The sequence below is a fragment of the Gluconobacter potus genome, assembly GCF_015244705.1.
In the GTDB taxonomy this organism is placed as follows: domain Bacteria; phylum Pseudomonadota; class Alphaproteobacteria; order Acetobacterales; family Acetobacteraceae; genus Gluconobacter; species Gluconobacter potus.
Genome location: NZ_JABCQF010000003.1, coordinates 199,945 through 221,667 on the forward strand (window position 1 = coordinate 199,945; position 21,723 = coordinate 221,667).

Genomic DNA, 21,723 nt, shown 5'->3' on the forward strand with positions numbered 1-21,723 from the left:
GTCAGGAGCATGATGATAAACCCACGAACCCTGACAATCGGCAAACTGGTGGCCAAACCGGCGCAACACCACGCGCCCTCCGGCACTTTTCGAGGCAGCCGACCTGCTCCACCCATGTCGAGCGGAAAATGGCCGTCGTATCTATAGGACCATCGATGTCAGGACTCTGACCCATATCCTGCTCCTGAAAAGAGCCAGCTACACCCTGAGGGAGATCGCTTCCCTTTCGGCACGGGCCGCTCAACGCAAAACGACTTCTGGCAGGCCCAGCTCTCTGTCCTTGAAACACGTCGCACTGACCTTAATGGCATTATCGGTCAGAGTGCTGGTGGCCCGGGAAACCCTTCAGCTACCTCTTCAGAAGGCAACCGACCCTGAACTGTGGCGCAAGGCAAACCGGAAGTATCTGGAGCGTACCAACTGGGAAACACCCGAGCGGAAGCGACCCTTCAGCCCGGGCGTTCAGGACTTCATTATTGCGGTCGCGCGCCATCAGGCTGAAGCGCCATGACCTGCTCATCCGGAAAGGCATTCATCCGGTACGGACCGTTCTTTTCAAGCTGAACGCCGATAATGTCGTCCTGCTTCTTGTGCTTCCAGATGGACACGATGACCGGCTGCCCCTGCGCCGTCGTCATTTCCAGAATGACCTGACCCGGTGCAGGCGGACGCTCACCCGACGGTCCCCACGCCGTCTCATGCGACTGCAACCACAGATTGACCTTCTGAACCTCATCCGCCGTGAGTTCACGACTGACAGGCGCGCTCAGCTGCCCCGCCGTCACTTCCGGAAATTTCCAGGCATGCAGCAGCGGCCAGGTCACGAACCAGATGATACCCACCGGGATGAGAACCAGGGCCGCAAAAACCAGCAGAAGTTTCTGTTCACGTCTCACGCCTGTTCTCCTGCCCAGCGGTTAAGGGCTGCAATGATGTAGCTGACGTCATCGTCCGTCAGTTCGGGATGAATGGGAAGAGCCAGAACCCGCGCACCGAGCCCTTCGGCCACCGGCAGCACGGCGCCATCATGATGCGGCACATAGGCCGGCTGCTGATGAAGTGGCTTGGGATAATAAATGGCCGTCGGAACACCGGCTTCTTTCAGGAACGCCTGAAGCGAATCCCGCTTGCCCGCATCAGCCAACAGGATCGTATAGATCGCCCAGGCACTCTCGCTGTCGGCAACGCGCACAGGCGGAACAATGCCTTCCGGCATGGCAGCATCATAGGCCGAAGCAATCGCATCCCGACGCCTCAGCTCGTCCCCGAACACGTCGAGCTTCGCCAGCAGCACCGCGGCCTGAAGCGTATCCAGACGCCCGTTGATGCCGATCCGCTCGACTTCGTAGCGCGTGCGGCCTTCCCCATGCGTACGCAGGGAATGATACAGCGCCGCCAGATCGTCATCATCCGTCAGGATCGCACCACCATCCCCGTAACCGCCCAGCGGCTTGGACGGGAAGAAGGACAGCGTCGTCGCCTTCGCCTCATGCCCCAGACGGCGGCCATGATACGTCGCCCCAAAGGACTGCGCACAATCGGCCACCAGCGTCAGACCTTCCTGCGCCGTCCAGGCCTTCAGCTGGTCCCAGGGTGCGGGCTGTCCAAACAGGTCCACGCCGATCACGACCCGGGGCTCCAGCTCCCCGGCCTGACGCACGGCCTCAAGCCGCTCCTTCAGGGATTCAAGACTGATCTGGAAGGTCTGCGGATCCACATCCACGAAAACCGGCGTGCCACCCAGAAGCAGCACGACTTCCGCCGTTGCCGTATAGGTAAAAGCCGGCAGAAACACCGCGTCTCCCGGCCCGATCTCTTCACCCATCAGCACCATCAGCAGCGCATCCGTCCCGGACGACACGCCGATTGCATGTTTCGCACCGCCGAACTCCGCCAGACGCTGCTCCAGTTCCTGCACTTCGGGACCAAGCACGAAACGGCAATGCGCCATGACGGCGTCCACACGTTTCTGGATGCTGCCCTTCAGCCGCGCCTGCTGGGCGGGAAGGTCGAGAAAAGCAATCTGCCTTGTCATGGCGCTATCATCTCCGGATCGGGATGGGACATCGCAACCGGCATTCCGCCGTCGCGGTTATGAAGGAATTCGGGCACCAGCCTGTACAGGATGCTCATGATGGCGCCCAGATCACTCGCGTGACAGGCCGCCTCCAGCTCATCCATCGCAGCACGCGCCACCTTGAAATCGACAGTGCGCGGAGACGCCATCCGCAGGCCCGGCGCATCGGTCGGGACAGGTGCCTCACGGCCGTGAAACAGCTCTTCGAACAGCTTTTCACCTGGCCGCAGCCCGGTAAAACGGATCTCGATATCGGTCTCCGGCCGCAGCCCGGCCAGACGGATCATCTGGAACGCCAGATCCATGATCCGCACCGGATCACCCATATCGAGCACGAAAATACCGCCCTGTCTGAGACGCTGGTCCGTCGCATCGTTCTGCGCGCGCTCATGCGTGCCCCGCACGGCCGCCTGCAACACCAGCCCCACGGCCTCGGGCACTGTCATGAAATAGCGCGTCATGTCCGGATGCGTGACCGTCAGCGGCCCGCCATGCTCAAGCTGCCGACGGAACAGCGGCACGACCGATCCCGTGGACCCAAGCACATTGCCAAACCGCACGGTCACGCAGCGCATGCCGCCCTGCCCGGCCCGCGCCCGCATGTCGAGCGCCTGCCCGTACACTTCGGCACAGCGCTTGCTGGCCCCCATCAGACTGGACGGATTGACCGCCTTGTCCGAGGAAATCATGACCATCGCCTGCGCCCCGGCCCGCTCGGCCTCATCCGCTACGATCCGCGTGCCGATCACATTGGTCAACACGCCCTCAACCGGATTATCCTCCACGATCGGGACATGCTTGAGCGCGGCTGCATGGAAAACGAGATGCGGGCGGTACATCCCGAACACTTCAGCAATACGTCGCCGGTCGCGCACATCCGCGATGATCTGCTGGCGCTTCACGTCTGCAAAACGCTCGGAAATATCCAGGTTGATCTGCCACAACGCATATTCGCTGCTCTCGATCAGCAGCAGCATGGCCGGATGAAAGGATGCAATCTGCCGCGCCAGTTCGGAGCCAATGCTTCCCCCGGCCCCCGTCACGGCAATGACGCGCCCGCAGATCAGCCGCGCCATCCCCTGCGAATCGAGCGCCACAGGCGGCCGGTTCAGCAGGTCCTCGATCGCGATAGGCCGAAGCTCCACCCGGTCCGCCGGCTGCAATGCCGTGAGCGACGGTGTGCGCTGCACGTCGATGTCATAGGCCCGGGCGGCTTCAAGGATCTGGGCCAGTTCCCGTCCCTTGATCTCCCCCGCCGTGATGACGAGCGCATCCGGCAGTTTCCCCGCTGCGAAAAGCCGCTCCAGAATGGCAGGCGTTTCGCTGATCGTCCCCAGGATCGGGCAGTCATGAATCCGCCGTCCGGCCTGCTGCGCTCCACCGGTCAGCAGCCCCACTACACGACGGTTATTCCCGCTGTCCCGCTCCATCGCCCGAATGAACAGATCGGCTTCATGATCCGCTCCGAGCAGCAGGATGCGCTCGCCATCCAGCGCCAGACTTCTGCGCCGCGCCGCCAGCCGCCACATCATGCGGATCGCGCCCAGGAACACGAGCAGAACCAGCGCATGAATGATGGGAAAAGTCGGCGTCGGCAGCGGATACCCCGCCACATGCAGCAGTTCCGCAAACAGCAGCGCACTCAGAACCGACGCACAGGCGATATTGAACAGGTCCGCCACACCCGAAAACCGCCAGTACTGCTGCGGAATACGGAACGGAAGCCCCCCCACCAGCAGCGTGATCCCGCCCCCGGCAATGAACCACAGCGGATGAAGCCACCCCCCTGCCGGATCAGCCAGCCAGCGCGCCACCGGCGCCGCAGCCGCGGACACGACTCCATCCAGCACCACATTGAGAGCGATGCGCCGCGCCGGCATCGAAGAGCGCGGGGCCGGGCCTGAAGGGGGCATTGAGGCCTGGGATGTGGGCCCTGTAGGATGAACGGATGTCACGCGCCCCTTATAGCGCCAAAAGCCTCCCTCCCATAAAGTCGTCCCATGCCCTTTTCTTTCCAGAACCTGACCAGCGGCGTCACGCTCGCCTGCATCGCCGCCGTTGTCCTGTGCAATCTCCTGATCCTGCTCATGATCCGCGCGGGCGTTCTGGACCATCCCGTCGCCCGCAGTTCCCATACGCGCCCGACCCCCAAAGGCGGAGGGATCGGCATCGTCGGCGCCTTCATCCTGTGCCTGCCCCCCGCCCTGTACGAGGCCCATGCGTCGATACGCATCGTCCCTGCCATCATGGGGCTGCTGGTCGGCATGATCCTGCTCGGCACGGTGTCATGGCTCGATGACGTCCGCCCTTTTCCCGCGCGCTACAAGCTCATGGCCCAGTTCGTGGCGGCAATCGCCGCAGCCATCGGAACAGGCGCAACCCTGCCCGAACTGATCCCCTTCGTGCTGGCTGCCGTCTTCATCACGAACGCCCTCAATTTCATCGATGGCATCAATGGACTGGCCTCGGGAGTCATGGCCATTTCCGCTCTGGTCCTCGCCAGCACGGGCCTCATGCCCGTCGCCTTCGTCCTGCTCGCCGTCTGCCTGCTGAGCTTCCTGCCTTATAATTTCCCGAAAGCGCGGATTTTCATGGGCGATGTCGGCAGCCAGCCAATCAGCCTCGCCATCGCCTGGGGTGGCATGACCGGCTTCGGTACTGGCAGCGCGGTGCTCGTCATCGCCCTGCTCTCGGGCGTGCTCTGGGATGTGGCCTTCACGCTCGCACGCCGGGCACGCGCCGGTGACAGGCTCGCACAGGCCCATCGCGGCCATCTCTATCAACTGGCCGTCCGCTCAGGACTGCCTGTCCCGCTCGTCACATGTCTCTATTGGGGATTTGCCCTCTGGGGCGCTGCGGCCTTCGCCACAGGTCAGATCATCACGATGGTTCTGATGATCGTCCTGCCACAGCTTGTGTGGACAGGATATGTCTGCACGCAGGCCAGAACCCGCGTGCAGGACCGCTGGTAACCCAGCGGCTTAAATCAGCCAGCGCGACGGCTGCTCAGACGCTCGACAGAAGCCGAAGCGCGTTCCGTGCGCGTGGAGCGCGTGCCGGAAGCTTCCGCCATGACGGAGCGCATTTCACGCAGGAAGGTGGAACCCTTCAGCGTGCGCTGCACCAGCACCGAGCGACGGTCCAGCGGATCGACCTTGCGACGTGCCAGATCCAGCTCGCCCAGACGGTCGAGCGCGCGGGTGATGGCCGGCTTGGACACCTTGAGTTCCAGTGCCAGGCCACGAACCGTGTGAGCCCCGTCCCGCAGGTAGCAGGTCAGGAAGACGGCAAGCTGGCGGGCCGAAAGGTCGGGCCCGTCACGACGGACCATGGAAACGATGGTGTCGCACAGAAGGTTGAGCATCTGATCATTGGTAGCCTGGGGCATGATCTCTCTCCTAAGCAGTCCCTCCCTCATCTGTTGTCCGATCCCATAACAGGAGCCGACGGGATGAGGGTCGACGTGAAATTGTCTCTGCCTCTCCATGTCCGGAGAGACCGTAGTGGCATTCAAGTGGTGATTCGAAACGCATACGCAAGCATACGGGTTCCAAAACAATCCAGTGGACGATGACTCTGCATCGAAACGATAAAAGGGCGTATGCCTGATTGAAGCGCGTTTGACACCCTAATCTTTCAACACTCCGTCGCTCGGCCACACTGTTCGCCGAGTGAAACGCTTTATGGAAGCTCAGGAATTATTATGAATTCGTGACAAACTCTCCAGAATTGCCCGAAGACCAAGCACTTCTCCGCCCTCGGGACGGCCCGGCCGGGCGCCGTCATTCCACGCATAAGTGTCGATATGCGCCCATTTCTGGCCGTCCGGAACGAATTTCTGAAGATAGAGCGCGGCCGTAATAGCCCCCGCCATCGGCTTTGAGGTCACATTTCCGAAATCAGCCACTTTACTATCCAGCCATGCATCATAGCCATGCCAGAGCGGCATTCTCCACATCACATCGGCGGTCGTTTTTCCCGATTCGAGAATGAGTGATGCCAGTTCATCGTCGTTACTGAAGAGCGCGGGCACATCCGGGCCGAGTGCCACACGCGCAGCACCCGTCAGGGTTGCAGCATCCAGAATGGCATCCGGACGGCTTTCAGAGGCCTCCGTTATGAGATCACACAACACCAGACGCCCTTCCGCATCCGTATTGCCAATTTCAACCGTCCTGCCACTGCGCGTCCGCAGCACGTCGCCGGGCCGCATGGCATGACCCGAGACACTGTTCTCGACACAGCCCAGACGCAGCTCCAGATCCACATCCAGCCCCAGGTCGATCGCAGCACACATGACGGCCAGCATCAGCGCTGCCCCACCCATGTCCTTCTTCATGCGCAACATGCCCGCCGCGCCCTTGAGATCGTACCCGCCCGTATCGAAACACACGCCCTTGCCGATCAGCGAAATCCGCGGCGCACCCTCACGGGCCTTCCACCGCGCCACGACCACGACCGGCTTGCGCTCCGAACCCTCGCCCACTTCTGCCAGGCACGGATACGCACTCCGCAGATCATCCCCGTCCACAAGACTGACGCTCGCCCCGCGATGCACCAGCGCCGCACCAGCCATATCCGCCAGCTCCCGCGGTCCCAGCAGATTGGCGGGCATATTGATCAGATCCCGCCCGAACCACAGCGCCTTCGACAGCGCAACGAGCCGCTTCGCATCATCCGGCACGACCATCCGCGTCGTGACAGGCTTATCCTCGCCCAGACTGAAACGATACGCCCCCATGCAGAACCCGAGCAGCGCGCTCTCCAGCGCTCCCTCCTCAAGCCCGTGGAGCACCGCCGTCCAGTCCCCGTCCGGCAGAGCCGTCCCCAGCTTGCCGAAAGCCACCGGATCATTGGCCCGTGCAGACGCCACACACAGAAGCGCCGCCCCGACGCCTCCCTCACCCGGCAGCAGCGTGAAAGCGCCGTCCTTTGCAGAAAATCCCTGTCCCTGAAGAAACGCCGCATGCTCCCCCAGAAGGCGCGAGACGGTCGCACTGTCCTCACAGGCCACCAGATGAACCAGACGGGCCGAAGCCGCGTCCGCAGAGGTTACGAAGGGAAGCTGGGGATGCGGATTCATAAGACTTTCTTCCTCAAATACAGGTCCCGCCCGATAAAGATCATCCGGGAGGGCTTCAGATGCTTGCTTTTGCCCCTCAGGCACCCGACCATTCAGACATGAAGGGTGCATTCCACGGAACCTCGTCCGGTCATCATACCATGCCAGCCAGCATCCGTGCTGCCCTCGGCCCCACCAATACCGGCAAGACCCATTATGCCTTAACGCGCATGATGGCCCATGCGTCCGGCATCATCGGCTTTCCCCTGCGCCTGCTGGCCCGGGAAAACTACGAGCGCCTGGTGAAAATCAAAGGCGAGCGCAGCGTCGCCCTCATCACGGGCGAGGAAAAGATCGTCCCGCCCGGAGCACGCTGGTTTTCCTGCACCGTCGAAGCCATGCCGCTGGACCGCAAGGCCGAGTTCGTCGCCATTGACGAAATCCAGCTCGCCTCTGACCCCGACCGTGGCCACATCTTCACGGACCGCCTGCTTCACGCGCGCGGTACCGTCGAGACACTCTTTCTCGGCGCCGAAACCATCCGCCCGCTGCTCCAGAAGCTCGTCCCGGGCATCGAGATCGACATCCGTACCCGCCTCTCCAGCCTGAGCAGCACGGGACACACCAAACTCTCCCGTCTGCCGCCACGCTCGGCCATCGTCGCCTTCTCCATGAGTGAGGTGTATGCGCTGGCTGAAGTCATCCGCAGGCGTCGTGGCGGCTGTGCGGTCATCATGGGCCAGCTCAGCCCCCGCACCCGCAACGCCCAGGTCGAGCTCTACCAGAACCGCGAAGTTGATTATCTCGTCGCAACCGACGCCATCGGCATGGGCCTGAACATGGACGTCGATCACGTCGCCCTGGCCCAGCTCAGCAAGTTCGACGGCACGGTCCCCCGCCCCCTGTTCCCGCAGGAAATCGCCCAGATCGCCGGACGCGCCGGACGCGGCATGAAAGACGGCACCTTCGGCACCACGGCAGACTGCCCGCCCATGTCCAGCGCCCTCGTCGAGGCCGTCGAGCAGCACCGCTTCGACCCGATCCAGCGCCTCTACTGGCGCAATCACGAGCTGGACTTCACCAACCCCGCGAACTTGCTCAAAAGCCTGACCCGACCGCCTCCACTGCGTGGCCTGACCGCAGGCCGCGTGGCCTCGGACGTCACCACACTCGAATCCCTAATGCTCGATCCGGACATCCGCGAGAGCGCCCGCGGAAAACGCGCCACCGCTTTGCTCTGGGACGTCTGCCAGATCCCCGATTTCCGCAAGCTCGGCGATGACAGCCACACCCGCCTCTGCGCGCGCCTCTACACCCATCTGGTCAAGGAAGGCTCCGTCCCCGCCAACTGGATGGAAGGCCATATCCGTGGCCTGGCCAAAACCGAAGGCGGTATCGACACACTGATGCACCGCCTCACCGGCGTGCGCGTCTGCTCCTACGTCGCCGCCCGCACCGAATGGAGCCGCCATTCCGCGATGTGGCAGGAACGGGCCCGCGAAGTCGAAGACCTGCTCTCCGACGCCCTGCACGAACGCCTCACCGCCCGCTTCGTGGACCGCCGCGCCACAACGCTCCTTCGCCGCCTCGACAGTGACAGCGATCGCAGCCTGCTTTCCGCCGTCAAACCGGACGGAGAAGTCCTCGTCGAAGGCCACAGTATCGGCCGCATCCGTGGCTTCACACTGGAAACGGATGTCGCCGCAGGCCCCGACCGCCAGATCATCCTGCGCGCCGGCCGCAAGGCCCTGCTGCACGAAATCCCGCGTCGTATCCGCATGCTTCAGGACACGCCCGACACATCCCTCAGACTGGACACCACAAACGGCGAACTCTTCTGGGAAGACACGCGCCTCGGCCGCCTCGCCGCAGGCCCCTCCCTGCTGCGCCCCGCCATCCAGCTTTTCCCGGCCGAGTTCACCGACACTGTCCAGAAAACCCATGTCGAAACGCGGCTGCTGGACTTTGTGGCACAGCTCATCCAGCGGGATCTCAAGCCTCTCTACCGCAGTCAGACCCTCGCTGAACGCGAACCCCAGCTCCGCGCGATCCTGCACCGCCTCATGGAAGACGGTGGCATCACCGAAACCCTGCCCGAAGACCACGCGCTTCCCCCGGCCCTGAAAAGCAGACTGCGCAAGGGAGGCGTCGAGGTCGGACGTTTCTCGATCTACTGCCCCGCCCTCTTCCGGACCCGCCCACTCGCGCTTCTGGGCCTTCTCCATGCCCTGCACAACAAGACCCCGATCCGCCCGACCGCGCCCGGCCGCGTCTCGCTGCCCTGGAGCGAGATCCATGGACAATTCGGCTGGATCCGCGCAGGCGACACCGGACTGCGCCTCGATATCGCGGAGCGCTGTATCGTGGAAATGCACCAATTGACCGTCCGCCACGACCACGCCGCCCCGCTCAGCCTGGCATCCAGACTGGGCGCGAAAGCCGACATGCTCCCCTCCATCCTCAAAGGCCTCGGCATCGCACACCAGCCGGCCGAAGCCCCCTCATCCGCCCATGCAGGGCCGCCCCGTCCGCTCATGATCCTGAACGACCGCAAAACCCGGGCATCACGTCGGTGCAGATCCGCACCGCACCACACGCCGCCCAGACGTCCGGCCCCTCCCCGAACCGACAGCCCCTTCGCAGCGCTCGCAGCACTCAGGGAAAAAATCCGTCCATGAGCGAAGACTACCAGCGGCTGGACCAGTGGCTGTATTACGCCCGCGTCGCCAAGACGCGCCCCCTCTGTGCAGCCATCGTCAGCAAGGGCCGCATCCGCATCAACCGACAGCCGACCAGCAAACCCCATGCCAAACTTCACATTGGCGACATATTGACTTTTCCGGCCGTTTCTGGCGGAGAAGTGCGCGTGTGGCGCGTCTTGGATCTTGGTGAACGCCGCGGTCCGGCAAAAGAAGCCGCACTTCTTTATGAAGCCATCACAGAAGACGGCTGACGATGCTTGCGTCTGAGGCCAAACCTTCGCATATCATCCCGCTCGGATGAAACCGGCCGGATGCCGGACCAGCAAGACGATCGGAGACGTCAATGACCTATGTGGTCACCGAAAACTGCATTCGCTGCAAGTTCACGGATTGCGTGGAAGTCTGCCCCGTAGACTGCTTCTACGCAGGTGAGAATTTCCTTGTCATCAATCCCGACGAATGCATCGACTGCGGCGTGTGTGAGCCGGAATGCCCGGCAGAGGCCATCTTCCCGGACAGCGACAACCGCGCCGCCCCGTGGATCGAGATCAATGCGAAATATTCGACGCAATGGCCGAACATGACCCGCAAGATCGACGCCATGCCGGACGCCGAGGAATGGAAAGACAAGCCCGGCAAGGCCGCCATGCTGTCCGAGGCGCCCCACAAGGACTGATCCTGCTTTTCATTGGCGGCATCTTTCACCCGGTCTCCCAGGAGACCGGGTTTTTTTTATGCCCGTCCGCCGGCTCAGCGCCTTTACCGGACTGAAGCACGAAGGAAGCCGGGCATAAAAAAAGGGCTGACAGGATTTCTCCCGCCAGCCCTTCCCTCAGGTTTCGAAAGAAACCTTAGCGGGACATCATGTTGATCGCAGTGTCATGCATGATGAAGATCGTACCGCCGATGATGACAATCACCGATGCCGCAGCAAAGATGAAGCACATCAGGTTCCAGCTCTGCTCGCTGCTGGTGTTCAGGTGGAGGAAGAACACCAGGTGGACGACGATCTGCACGACGGCAAGAACCGTCAGTGCTGCAAGCGCCATCCCCGGAGACAGCGCGTGGGTCATGACAGCGGCAAAGGATGCCACTGTCAGGATCACGGCCAGAACAAAGCCGATCAGATAGGACGAATAGGAGCCGTGGCTACCATCGTGGGCTGCATGTGCCTGAGCCATTACATCACTCCTGCGAGATAGACGAACGAGAAGACACAGATCCAGACGATGTCAAGAAAGTGCCAGAACAGGCTGAGGCAGGCCAGCTTGTTCATCATACGCTCGGACAGATCCTGCGGACCCATCATCTGCACCATCAGAACGACCATCCAGATCAGGCCACAGGTCACGTGCAGACCGTGCGTTCCAACCAGCGTGAAGAACGCCGAGAGGAATGCGGAACGATCAGGACCATTGCCTTCTGCGATCATGGAGCTGAACTCGTTCAGTTCCAGACCGACGAAGGAAACACCCAGCACGAACGTAACGGCCAGCCACAGAAGGACCATCGTCTTGTTCTTCGCCAGCGCATTCAGCGAGGCGAAGCCGTACGTGATGGACGAGAACAGCAGGATAGCCGTCTCGATCCCCACATTCGTCAGGTCGAAAAGTTCCTTGCCCGACGGTCCTCCGGCATACTGGTTCCGGAGGACCGCGAAGGCAGCGAAGATCGACCCGAACAGGATGCAGTCCGTCATCAGGTAGAGCCAGAAGCCGAACACGTTGGGGGTCTCGTGGTGCTCCCCGTGGTGGTCGTCAGCGTGTGCCAGAGGCGACATTGTTGCTTCGTGAGCCATAAGTCTTATGCGCCCCTCTTACTCTGCTGCCTGGGCAGCAGCGATACGACGAGAATAGACTTCCTCGTTGTGCTCGATTTCGCTCACCGGGACGTAGTAGTCGACGTCGCGGTCTGCGCTGCGCAGGATCATGGTTGCAACGATACCGATCAGGCCGATGGCAGCGAGCCACCAGATGTACCAGATCGAAGCGAAACCGAGGATGAAGCTGAACAGACCGATGAAGACACCAGCGGATGTGTTCTTCGGCATGTGGATCGGAGCCAGCGGCTTGCCGTGAGCCTTCAGACCCAGCTGCTTCTCGGTGTGGAACGTGTCGAGACCATGAATGTCAGGAATGACCGCGAAGTTATAAGCCGGCGGCGGAGAGGAAATGGACCACTCCAGCGTACGGCCGTTCCACGGATCACCCGTCAGATCAAGGTTCTCGGGCAGGTTACGGTCACGGATGGAAACGTAGAGCTGCGTGAGCTGGCAGACGATACCGAGAGCGATAACGATTGCACCAACTTCAGCAACGAGCATCCACGGATACCAGTCGGGGTTGTCATAGTGGTTCATACGACGCGTCATGCCTTCGAGGCCGAGGACATAAAGCGGAATGAAGGCCAGGTAGAAACCGACGAACCAGCACCAGAAAGCGCGCTTGCCCCAGGCTTCGTTCAGCTTGAAACCGAAAGCCTTCGGGAACCAGAAACCCATACCCGCGATGTAGCCGAAGTACACACCGCCGATAATGACGTTGTGGAAGTGGGCAATCAGGAACAGGGAGTTGTGCAGGATCCAGTCAGCGGCCGGCATGGCCATCATGACACCGGTCATACCACCGATGGAGAAGGTGATCATGAAGCCGAGCGTCCAGTGCATCGGAGCCGTGAATTCCACGCGGCCCTTATACATCGTGAACAGCCAGTTGAAGATCTTCACACCGGTCGGGACGGCGATGATCATCGTCATGATACCGAAGAAGGTATTGACGTTGGCACCGGCACCCATGGTGAAGAAGTGATGCACCCACACGACGAAGGAGAGCACCATGATGGAGCACGTGGCGTACACCATCGTCTTGTAGCCGAAGAGCGGCTTCTGGGAGAATGTTGCAGTAACCTCGGAGAAAACACCGAACGCCGGGATGACGAGGATGTAAACTTCCGGATGGCCCCAGGTCCAGATCATGCTGAGGTAAAGCATGACGTTGCCGCCGGCATCGTTCGTGAAGAAGTGCATGCCGAGGTAACGGTCGAGGCTGAGCAGAGCCAGCGTCACCGTCAGAACCGGGAAGGACACCATGATCAGAACGGTCGTGCAGAACGCGGTCCAGGTGAAGACCGGCATCTGCATCCAGCCCATGCCAGGCGCACGCATCTTGACGATGGTCGTGAAGAAGTTCACGCCCGTCAGCAGCGTACCGACACCGGAGATCTGAACGGCCCAGATATAGTAGTCAACGCCGACACCCGGGCTGAACTGCATTTCGGACAGAGGCGGGTAAACCAGCCAGCCGCACTGGGCAAACTCACCGATGAACAGCGAGATGTTGATCAGCAGGGCACCGACCAGCGTCATATAGAAGCTGAGCGAGTTCAGGAACGGGAACGCAACGTCGCGGGCACCGATCTGAAGGGGAACAACCAGGTTCATCAGGCCCGTCATGAACGCCATCGCCATGAAGAAGATCATGATGGTGCCGTGAGCGGAGAAGATCTGGTCGTAGTGATGCGGCGGCAGGTAACCGGGATTACCCTTGTAAGCCAGCGCGAGCTGGGTACGCATCATGATGGCGTCCGCAAAACCGCGGAACAGCATGACGATCGCCAGGATGATGTACATTACGGCAAGACGCTTGTGGTCGACAGTCGTCAGCCAGTCACGCCAGAGATAGCCCCATTTGCCATAATAGGTGACAGCACCCAGTACGGCGAGACCGATGACAGCAACACCGAGGAATGTACCGACAAGAATCGGCACATCCAACGGTATGGCTGATAAGGAGAGTTTTCCGAGCATCTGTCGGTTATTCCTTCATGCCAGTGTCGGACGGTGCAGCGTTGGAAGCAGACTGCATGTGCATGACCTTGCCCGTCTTCTTGTCCACCATCATGCCGTTGTTATACTTGGCAACGATGCCGTCGAAGAGATCCGGCTGGACATGCGCGAAATACTGTACCGGTGCAGCTTCCTGCGGTGCAGCATATTTCGGGTATGTGGTGTCGTCGAGATTTTCACTTCCGCTCTTCACCTTCTCAACCCAGTCGTTGAACTGAGCCGGATCCATGGCGAGGGTACGGAACTTCATATCCGAGAAACCACGGCCGCTGAACTGTGAAGCCTCACCCAGGTAATCCCCGGACTCGCTTGCAAGCAGATGCAGCTGGGTCTGTTCACCAGGCATGGAGTAGATCATCGATCCCAGACGCGGGATGAAGAACGACGTCATGACGGTGTCAGAAGTGATCTGGAAGTTCAGCGGCGTGTTCGTGGGAACATCCAGCTGGTTGATCGTCGCGATCCCCAGGTCCGGATAAATAAACAGCCACTTCCAGTCGAGAGAGACCACCTGGACATTCAGGGGCTTGACGTTGTCAGCCGTCTGAAGCGGGCGGTACGGGTCATAGGCATGCGTGCTCCACCAGCTGATGGCACCCAGAAGGGCAATCAGGATGGCGGGAACGCCCCAGATGACATATTCAATTGCGGTCGAATGATCCCAGGTCGGGAGATATTCGGCCTCTTTGTTGGAAGCACGATACTTCCACGCAAAATAAAGCGTCGCGGCGCAGGTGGGAACCACGACCAGCATCATGATGACGAATTCCGCCACCATGACATCGCGGTTCATTTCTGCGACCGGGCCGCGCGGCTGAAGCAGATCAACCGTACAACCCGATAGCATCAGCGCCGGCAACGCTGGGAGATATCGCCAGAGTTTTTTCATCGGTCCTGCTTTCATCATCCGTTCCGGCTTGCAGTAGTCGCCGGGAAACGGTTTGACACGATAAGGTCCGCATCAGTGCCGCCGAACGCTGCCATAGTCTGCTACCTTTCTCGTTCGTATCCTGACGTCAGGAACCGGATCAAAGATCCGATCCTGAAATTCATTCAGCATGGGACACGGCTGTCCCGGTTCCTCAGGTTTTTTCCGCCTGAATCGCCTCAAAGACAAGGCTTATCACGGATTTCGTGAGCACTCCCCCGAAATGGACGTCAGAGTGAAATGGCTGTTTTTCGCCACATTTGATCTCATTACGACTTTCATTAAGCCTGAATATTACAGATTTTTAATGTAAACTCGTTTAGAATTCGCTGAAATAATTCAAGACTTTTTTAGTCCAAAAAGCAGAAAGGGGCGGCATCAACTGCCGCCCCTCTCAGGATCTCCAATATCGCGAAGAGAGTAATCTCAGTCGTTGTTACCTGAACGAACCCCCATGAACTGGATCAGGAACTGAAACAGGTTCACGAAATTGAGATACATCGTCAGCGCATCATAGACACTCAGCTTCGCAACATCTTCTGGACCAGCATAAGCCATGTACTGCTGATACGTGATCTTGATGCGCTGCGTGTCATAGGCCGCCAGCAGGGTGAAAAGGCCGACACCTATTACAGAAACAAGCATGGCAAGCGGTGAACTGTGCAGGAAAATGTTCACCACGGACGCCAGGATGATCCCGATCAGCCCCATGAACAGGAAGGAACCGAGTCGAGCGAGATTGGCGCCCGTCGTGTAGCCCCACAGAGACATTCCGGCGAATGTAATGGCCGTCACGAAGAAGGTCCGGGCCACGGAAACGCCGGTATAGCTCAGCAAAAGGCTGGCCATACTCGCCCCCATCGCCGCACTGAACAGCAGGAAGATCCCCTGCACGGCCGGACGGGACAGTCGATTGACCCCGAAGGACAGGACCATCACGAACACAAGCGGCGCAAAGATGCTGATCCCGCCCAGCAGGGTCGGACGCAGGACAATGGCGCCGTTCGGCATCTCTGCCAGATGGAAGAAGAGAGCGCGCAGGGATGTCTGCGCCACGCCATAGGCGACCAGTCCCGTGATCACCAGACCAAGCGCCATCCAGTTGAAGACCCGGCACATATAAGCACGAAGCCCGGCATCGAGACTGCCGGCTCCGGCCTGCACACCGGCTCTGCTGAAGTTGGTATTGAAAGCCATGACACCTTTTCCAATGAGATGCCCTTCTGAAAAGGGCGCTTGACGAACCCGGGAGGGCCGTCCGTACACTCGGACTGAATGTGGGGTTTTTGCCAGAAGGGTCAAGAATACTCCGCCGCCCCTTACTTCTTTTTCATGGGAAACGCGCCTCTTGAGACTTTTTGTCGCACTCGACCTTCCTGCCGATGTCCGGGAAACGCTTGCGCTGATGCGCGGTTCCATGCCCGGCGTGCAATGGGTTCCAGCCGAAAACCATCACATCACCCTCCGCTTCATCGGAGAGATCACGGACCGGCGCCGGCTGGAGGAAATCGACCTCGCCCTCTCCCGCCTCGCCTGGCAGCCTTTCGAACTCTCTCTGGCGCAAGCCGACATCCGTGAAGGCCTCACGGCGGACAGTCTCCTGATCGGGGTCGAACGCACCCGCCAGCTGGACGCATTGCAGTCCCAGGTCGAAAGCGCCCTTCGCCGTGCTGGCTGTCCACCAGCCAAGCGCCGCTTCCAGCCCGCCGTCACCTTGGGGCATTTTTTCCCGAACCAGCGGGCCGACGCCATCAAATGGGTCCAGCGGCACAATCTCTTCCGCAGCAAACCCATGTCCGTAGAGCACGTTACACTCTTCGAGAGCCTGCGGAGCCTGGGCGAACACGTCTACGTTCCCCGCGAAGAATATGCCTGGAAGCCGGAAATGCCGCTGATCCCCGAGGAAGAATGACCCTGTCCGTTCCGTCACCCGAGGAGCGCCTCAAGGCACTCCTCACGGAAGTCCGGGCCTGCCGGGTCTGCGAGGCCCATCTCCCACTCGGCGCCAGACCGCTGATCCATGCCTCAGCCACATCAAGGATCCTGATCGCCAGCCAGGCCCCCGGCACCAAGGCCCATATCGCCGGAAAATCCTTCTTCGATCCGTCCGGCAACCGCCTGCGCGACTGGCTCGGCATTTCAGAAGACATCTTTTACGACACGCGCCACATCGCCATTTTCCCGATGGGCCTGTGTTATCCCGGACGCCTGCCCAAAGGCGGCGACAATCCGCCCCGTCCGGAATGCGCCCCGCTGTGGCGCCGTCGCGTCCTTTCCCTCATGCCGGATATCCGCCTGACGCTGCTCGTCGGAAGCTATTCCCAGAACCATGTTCTGGGACGCGGTTCAGTTACGGAACGCGTCAGGAATTTCCGGGACTATCTGCCCGACTACTTTCCCCTACCCCATCCCTCATGGCGCACCGGCGTGTGGGAAAGAAAAGCGCCGTGGTTTCAGGAAGAAGTCATTCCCGCCCTGCGTGAACGCGTTCATGCGATACTGGCGGAGCGCTGATCAGGCGGCCTTGGCCTGTTTCAGCGCCTCGACAAGAAACCCTTCCACGCCCGACGCCAGGATCTGCACCCCGATCGCCAGCAGGATCAGCGCCGCAAGCCGGCTGACAATCCGCGTTCCCGTCACACCCAGCATCGCGACAACCCGCTCCGCATAGGCGTAAACGACCGCCACCACGATCGCCATGGTCGTCGCGGCAGCCGACACACCGACATAATAATCCGCGGTGGGCATGTTCGGCGGCGTGGATGAACTGAGCGCGATGGCTACGGAAATGCTGCCAGGCCCCACCGTGAACGGCATGGCCAGCGGAAAGAACGCCGTCTCCCGCAGATCCGGCGTCGTCACCGTTCGGCCACCCTGCAGCGCCTGCTTTTCTTTACGAGCCTCAGAGGTCTCGGGCTGCAACAGCATCAGCCAGGCACGCGACGCCACAACCAGACCGCCCGTAATCCGCAGCGCATTGATCGAAATCCCGAAGAAACCGAGGATCCAGCTCCCGAACCAGATGGACACCAGCATGATGCCCAGCGAATTCAGCGCCACCTGACGCGCCAGCTCGACAACCTCGCGGCGATCGCGTCCTTCCGTCGCCTGAGCGAAGATCAGTGACGCCCCGAGGGGATTGATGATTGAGAAGAGCGCCGGAAAGGCAATCAACCAGCTGCTGAGCATATTCCCCAGCCCGGGTGCCAGGCTCATGAACCGGTCAGACCTGACGCAGCCTGTGGCTGGCGCTTGCGTGCCAGCCGTTCCTCACCCTTCAGAAAAGCCCGCAGCATCCGATAATCCTCGGAAAAACAGCACACCGTCCCAGCCGTCCTGTCCGGACAGACCGTCAGTCCCAGATCGTTATAGACGGCCATCAGCGACTGGCCAACCTGAATGAAAGCGAGCTTGCACCCTTCCTGCAACGCCAGATCCCGCAGCCGCCAGATCGCCGCAACGCAGTTCCGTTCGGACCCGGCCGGATCGCCCAGCCCGATGATGAACTGACCCGTCCTCAGGAACGGAATGGCCGCACGCCCGGCCTCATCCAGCAACAGCCCGGTCGGACGACGCGCGCCCAACTGCGGCAGTGCATGGGCCAGACTGTGATAGCGATGCGCATTCTCGGCGGTCCAGGCCTCGAACCGGATCCGCGTCCTCCGCATCCCGCGCCACAGGACATAGAACCCGCACAGTGCCGAAAATCCCAGAAACCAGCGACCGACGGCCGTATGGGCGTCATAGATCATCGACCGCCACCAGATCGGCCCGAGATGCCGCTGCACGGCAACCCAGCCCACACCCAGCAGCCCGAGCCCCCAGAGCGAGAGCGGCGCCAGCATCGACGGTGTCAGCGGTGCGGCCAGAAGATGCGCCCGGCGATAATAGCAGTTCCGGAACGGCAGCAGCAGCAGCATCACGAGGATAATGACCACCGGCCCTTCCCACGGCGCATGCCGCAGCATCAGCAGCAGAGCCGCCGAACCCAGCATCCCGAGGGAAAACTTCCAGGCCAGCGCCACACGCTGCGACAGCCCCCAGGACAGTGCCACCAGCCCGACACCCGCCACCGTCAGCAGCAAATCCGCGATCTGTGACACAGCCGCCCCAAGGGATGTCTGAAGCGGCGGCAGATCCGCCACAAGCGCGTAAAGCACAAGCAGAATGCCCACGACCGCCTGAACGCTCGTCGCCACGGCCACGGAAAAATCCGCTTCCGACTCACGGATGACCTGACTGGGCCGCACCCGCTGTGGCGTCTGCCCCGCCGAAACCAGAGCCTGCTCGCCGCGCAGGAACAGTTCATGCCCCGCGAACATCAACCCCGCGAGAAGCAGCGGAATGATGTAATAGAAAAGCCTGAAAACAAGAATGGCGCCCATGATCTGCGACGCCGGCAGATAGGCCTGCAGCGCCAGCAGCATGGCCCCGTCAAAAACGCCCAGGCCACCCGGCACGCTGGCCATGAGCCCGGCTGTATAGGACGCCAGATAGATCGCAAGGAACGTCCCGAACCCGAAATGTGCCTCGGGCGGAAGCGGAGGCAGCACGCAATACGCAATCAGCGCCGTCGCGGCCATGTCCGCCGCACTGACCGCGATCTGCGCAATCGCAATACCCGGCCCCGGAAGCTCGATCTCGTATTTCCAGATCCGCACATGCCGCCGCACGCGCGCCACCAGCACATAGGCCAGCAGCACACCCCACAGCACCAGCCCCGCCAGACGAAGCAGAAACTCCGGCAGATGGGACAACACCGGCACGGCATGCGGCTCAAGGATCAGGATGCCGCCAATCAGCGCCATCGTCCCCAGCAGATAGGTTGCCGAGCAGAACGCAATGATCTGCGCGATCGCCCCGGGCGCCACGCCCCAGCTCCGATAGAGCCGAAAACGCACCGCCGCCCCGGAAATTGCCGCACATCCCAGATTATGGGACAGCACGTAGGAGCAGAACGCCGCAAAAGCCGAGCGCTGGTAGGACACCTTCGCCCGGACATGCAGACAGGCCAGCCGGTCATAGAAAGACAGGATGAAATACGACAGGACCGTCGCCGCACCACCCGCCAGCAGTGCAGAGTCCGGAATGGCGCTCAGGCTCGTGGTGATGTCATGCAGCGACAGATGCCGCAGTTCCCGCCAGATGACGACGACCGCCGCCACCAGCAGGACCAGCCCCACGAGAGCAGGCGCACGGGACATGAACACCTGCCACCGCCGCTTCCGCTGCCCGGTCTCCACACATGCCCCGTCAACCGCCCCTACATCCACAGACAGGCTCTGCTCTTCCATCACGGAAGACACCTGAACATCCTGCGGCCTGTTATCCCCGGGCATGCCCACGGCTCAGTCCTGCACAGGCTCTTCGACAGGCCGCGCGAGGGCATCCCGGATCAGGCCGACCGTCTCCGGCAGCCCGAACAGCGACGCAAAAATCCCGAAACGCGGCCCTTCGGTCTGTCCGAGCAGCACTTCATACAGGCACCCGAACCAGGACCGCAGTTCCGGCTTGGCGAAATAGCGTTTGCCAACCTCGAACACGACATCCTGCACATCGCCCGGCGCCGTGTCCGGCGCAAGCTTCGCCAGTTCGTCCGCCAGATCCTCAAGTCCCTTGCGCTCGGTCTCCGTCGGCGCACGGTAGGTCTTGTTGGGGTACACCTGCTCCTTGAAATAGGTCAGCGCACAATGCACGAGCCGGTCCACATACGGATGAGTCTCGGGCGACAGCGTCGGATCATAGCGCCGCAGGAACTTCCACAGCGTCTCCGGCTTATCGGCATTCGCCACGTTCGCAAGGTTCAACAGCGCCGTATAGGACACCGGGCTGGTGTCTTCCGGACGGATCGTTCCGCCATGAATGAACCACACCGGATTGGCCATCAGGTCTGGGCCTTCCTGCGTCTCGGCCTTCTGCACGAGCGTCAGGTAATCATCCGTTGCACGGGGAATGACGTCAAAGAACAGACGCTTGGCCCGCGTCGGCTGCTGGAACATATACTGCGCCAGGCTTTCCGGCGTGCCGTAACGCAGCCATTCCTCAACCGACAGGCCATTACCCTTGGACTTGCTGATCTTCTGCCCCTGCGCATCGAGGAACAGCTCATAGGTCAGACCCGCAGGCGGCTCCTTGCCCAGAATACGGCAGATCTTCGAGGACAGCTTCACACTGTCGATCAGATCCTTGCCGGACATTTCATAATCCACGCCCAGCGCGTACCAGCGCATGGCCCAGTCGGCCTTCCACTGCATCTTGGCATGACCGCCCAGAACGGACGTCTCGAACGTCTTGCCGGCCTCGTCCTTCCAGACCACCGTCCCGGCATCCGGATCGACCTTGATGATCGGAACCTGCATGACCTGCCCGGTCTCGGGATGGATCGGCAGAACCGGCGAATAGGTCGCCCGGCGCTCCGGACCAAGCGTCGGAATAATGGTCGCCACGACTTCGTCATGGACTTCAAGCATACGGCGCAGAGCCGCATCGAACGTGCCGTTGGTATAATACTGCGTGGCGGAGGCGAATTCGTAGTCGAACCCGAAACTGTCGAGGAACTGGCGAAGGCGCGCGTTATTGTGCGCGGCAAAGCTGTCATATTCGCCAAATGGATCAGGCACCCGCGTCAGCGGCAGCCCCAGATGCTGCGCGAGCATCTCCTGCTCCGGCACATTGGTCGGCACCTTGCGCAGAGCGTCCATGTCATCGGAGAACGCGAGCAGACGCGTCGGACGGCCCGTCAGCGCCTCATAAGCCTGGCGCACCCAGGTCGTCCGCGCCACTTCGCCGAACGTACCGATATGCGGCAGACCCGACGGACCATAGCCCGTTTCCAGAAGGGCCGGAGCCTGCTCCGAAGCATCAGATGCGCGCTCGTCCATGCGCGCGGTGATTTTTCGCGCCTCTTCGAACGGCCATGCTTTCGGAAGCGGCGCGTCAGGAGAGAGGGACGGGGCGATAGGTGTCTTGGTTTTCTGCATGATTACCGGAAAAGGTAGGGAGACACCTCTTCCCGGTCAAGCAATACGACACATTCCGGTTTCAGTCTGACGGACCCTTTACATTACGAAACATTTCAAAGACTTTCATGCCCTTCCCAAGCCCTTGCAG

At 61.1% G+C, this 21,723-nt stretch carries 20 protein-coding genes; 7 read left to right on the forward strand and 13 right to left on the reverse strand.

Annotated features, from left to right (window positions below):
• Positions 1 to 103: 103 nt before the first annotated feature.
• Entirely contained in the window at positions 104 to 511 is a 408-nt protein-coding gene (locus tag HKD31_RS16340) for a MerR family transcriptional regulator (protein ID WP_194264821.1), read from the forward strand.
• On the opposite strand, the gene HKD31_RS07340 is transcribed toward HKD31_RS16340, so the two are convergent.
• From HKD31_RS07340 to HKD31_RS07350, 3 genes are read right to left on the reverse strand one after another with little or no spacing between them, the layout of a single operon-like run.
• A complete protein-coding gene (locus HKD31_RS07340) occupies positions 474 to 896 on the reverse strand; it encodes a hypothetical protein (RefSeq protein ID WP_194264749.1) in 423 nt (140 codons plus the stop codon). The genes HKD31_RS16340 and HKD31_RS07340 overlap by 38 nt on opposite strands.
• The gene (locus tag HKD31_RS07345) at positions 893 to 2,035 is read right to left on the reverse strand and encodes a DegT/DnrJ/EryC1/StrS family aminotransferase (RefSeq protein WP_194264748.1); all 1,143 of its coding nucleotides are present in this window, start codon (positions 2,033 to 2,035) and stop codon (positions 893 to 895) included. The genes HKD31_RS07340 and HKD31_RS07345 overlap by 4 nt, the downstream gene beginning before the upstream one ends.
• Positions 2,032 to 3,990 (reverse strand): polysaccharide biosynthesis protein, encoded by a 1,959-nt coding sequence (locus tag HKD31_RS07350; RefSeq protein WP_194264747.1) that lies wholly within the window; start codon positions 3,988 to 3,990, stop codon positions 2,032 to 2,034. The genes HKD31_RS07345 and HKD31_RS07350 overlap by 4 nt, the downstream gene beginning before the upstream one ends.
• A gap of 87 nt (positions 3,991 to 4,077) precedes the next feature.
• On the opposite strand from HKD31_RS07350, the gene HKD31_RS07355 reads away from it, so the two are divergent.
• Positions 4,078 to 5,049 (forward strand): glycosyltransferase family 4 protein, encoded by a 972-nt coding sequence (locus tag HKD31_RS07355; RefSeq protein WP_194264746.1) that lies wholly within the window; start codon positions 4,078 to 4,080, stop codon positions 5,047 to 5,049.
• Between the two features lie 14 nt (positions 5,050 to 5,063).
• Here the strand turns inward: HKD31_RS07355 and HKD31_RS07360 are convergent, their stop codons facing one another.
• Together HKD31_RS07360 and HKD31_RS07365 are read right to left on the reverse strand one after the other, a co-directional pair.
• On the reverse strand, positions 5,064 to 5,465 hold the full coding sequence (locus HKD31_RS07360) for a MarR family transcriptional regulator (RefSeq protein ID WP_062495605.1): 402 nt from the start codon (positions 5,463 to 5,465) through the stop codon (positions 5,064 to 5,066).
• Positions 5,466 to 5,768: 303 nt separating this feature from the next.
• The gene (locus tag HKD31_RS07365) at positions 5,769 to 7,160 is read right to left on the reverse strand and encodes a M17 family metallopeptidase (RefSeq protein ID WP_194264745.1); all 1,392 of its coding nucleotides are present in this window, start codon (positions 7,158 to 7,160) and stop codon (positions 5,769 to 5,771) included.
• A gap of 98 nt (positions 7,161 to 7,258) precedes the next feature.
• Here HKD31_RS07365 and HKD31_RS07370 point away from each other — a divergent pair, with 98 nt between their 5' ends.
• The 3 genes from HKD31_RS07370 (at position 7,259) to fdxA (ending at position 10,517) form a co-directional block, all read left to right on the forward strand.
• The gene (locus HKD31_RS07370; protein WP_194264820.1) at positions 7,259 to 9,817 is read left to right on the forward strand and encodes a helicase-related protein; all 2,559 of its coding nucleotides are present in this window, start codon (positions 7,259 to 7,261) and stop codon (positions 9,815 to 9,817) included.
• Positions 9,814 to 10,092 carry an RNA-binding S4 domain-containing protein gene (locus HKD31_RS07375; protein ID WP_194264744.1) on the forward strand — a complete coding sequence of 93 codons (279 nt, stop codon included), beginning with the start codon at positions 9,814 to 9,816 and terminating at the stop codon, positions 10,090 to 10,092. Before HKD31_RS07370 ends, HKD31_RS07375 begins: the two co-directional genes overlap by 4 nt.
• 92 nt (positions 10,093 to 10,184) lie before the next feature.
• Positions 10,185 to 10,517, forward strand: a complete 333-nt coding sequence (gene fdxA, locus HKD31_RS07380) for a ferredoxin FdxA (protein ID WP_011253433.1) — start codon at positions 10,185 to 10,187, stop codon at positions 10,515 to 10,517.
• Between the two features lie 175 nt (positions 10,518 to 10,692).
• Here the strand turns inward: fdxA and cyoD are convergent, their stop codons facing one another.
• The 5 genes from cyoD to HKD31_RS07405 form a co-directional block, all read right to left on the reverse strand.
• Positions 10,693 to 11,022, reverse strand: coding sequence for a cytochrome o ubiquinol oxidase subunit IV (gene cyoD, locus HKD31_RS07385; protein WP_194264743.1), 330 nt, complete (start codon positions 11,020 to 11,022; stop codon positions 10,693 to 10,695).
• Positions 11,022 to 11,639, reverse strand: a complete 618-nt coding sequence (gene cyoC, locus HKD31_RS07390; RefSeq protein WP_194264742.1) for a cytochrome o ubiquinol oxidase subunit III — start codon at positions 11,637 to 11,639, stop codon at positions 11,022 to 11,024. The genes cyoD and cyoC overlap by 1 nt, the downstream gene beginning before the upstream one ends.
• 18 nt (positions 11,640 to 11,657) lie before the next feature.
• Positions 11,658 to 13,646, reverse strand: a complete 1,989-nt coding sequence (gene cyoB, locus HKD31_RS07395) for a cytochrome o ubiquinol oxidase subunit I (protein WP_194264741.1) — start codon at positions 13,644 to 13,646, stop codon at positions 11,658 to 11,660.
• Between the two features lie 7 nt (positions 13,647 to 13,653).
• Positions 13,654 to 14,592 (reverse strand): ubiquinol oxidase subunit II, encoded by a 939-nt coding sequence (cyoA, locus tag HKD31_RS07400; protein WP_062495614.1) that lies wholly within the window; start codon positions 14,590 to 14,592, stop codon positions 13,654 to 13,656.
• Positions 14,593 to 15,039: 447 nt separating this feature from the next.
• Positions 15,040 to 15,810 carry a Bax inhibitor-1/YccA family protein gene (locus HKD31_RS07405; protein WP_194264740.1) on the reverse strand — a complete coding sequence of 257 codons (771 nt, stop codon included), beginning with the start codon at positions 15,808 to 15,810 and terminating at the stop codon, positions 15,040 to 15,042.
• Between the two features lie 151 nt (positions 15,811 to 15,961).
• Here HKD31_RS07405 and thpR point away from each other — a divergent pair, with 151 nt between their 5' ends.
• Positions 15,962 to 16,525 (forward strand): RNA 2',3'-cyclic phosphodiesterase, encoded by a 564-nt coding sequence (gene thpR / locus HKD31_RS07410; protein ID WP_194264739.1) that lies wholly within the window; start codon positions 15,962 to 15,964, stop codon positions 16,523 to 16,525.
• Complete coding sequence (locus HKD31_RS07415) at positions 16,522 to 17,127, forward strand: uracil-DNA glycosylase family protein (protein WP_194264738.1); 606 nt, start codon at positions 16,522 to 16,524, stop codon at positions 17,125 to 17,127. The genes thpR and HKD31_RS07415 overlap by 4 nt, the downstream gene beginning before the upstream one ends.
• On the opposite strand, the gene HKD31_RS07420 is transcribed toward HKD31_RS07415, so the two are convergent.
• Genes HKD31_RS07420 through HKD31_RS07430 form a run of 3 tightly spaced genes read right to left on the reverse strand, consistent with a single transcriptional unit; the run spans position 17,128 to position 21,593 of the window.
• Positions 17,128 to 17,829: a MarC family protein gene (locus tag HKD31_RS07420; RefSeq protein ID WP_194264737.1), complete on the reverse strand. Its 702-nt coding sequence runs from the start codon at positions 17,827 to 17,829 to the stop codon at positions 17,128 to 17,130.
• Positions 17,826 to 19,907, reverse strand: a complete 2,082-nt coding sequence (locus HKD31_RS07425) for a lysylphosphatidylglycerol synthase domain-containing protein (protein ID WP_194264819.1) — start codon at positions 19,905 to 19,907, stop codon at positions 17,826 to 17,828. The genes HKD31_RS07420 and HKD31_RS07425 overlap by 4 nt, the downstream gene beginning before the upstream one ends.
• 54 nt (positions 19,908 to 19,961) lie before the next feature.
• Entirely contained in the window at positions 19,962 to 21,593 is a 1,632-nt protein-coding gene (locus HKD31_RS07430) for a lysine--tRNA ligase (RefSeq protein WP_194264736.1), read from the reverse strand.
• Positions 21,594 to 21,723: the final 130 nt, after the last annotated feature.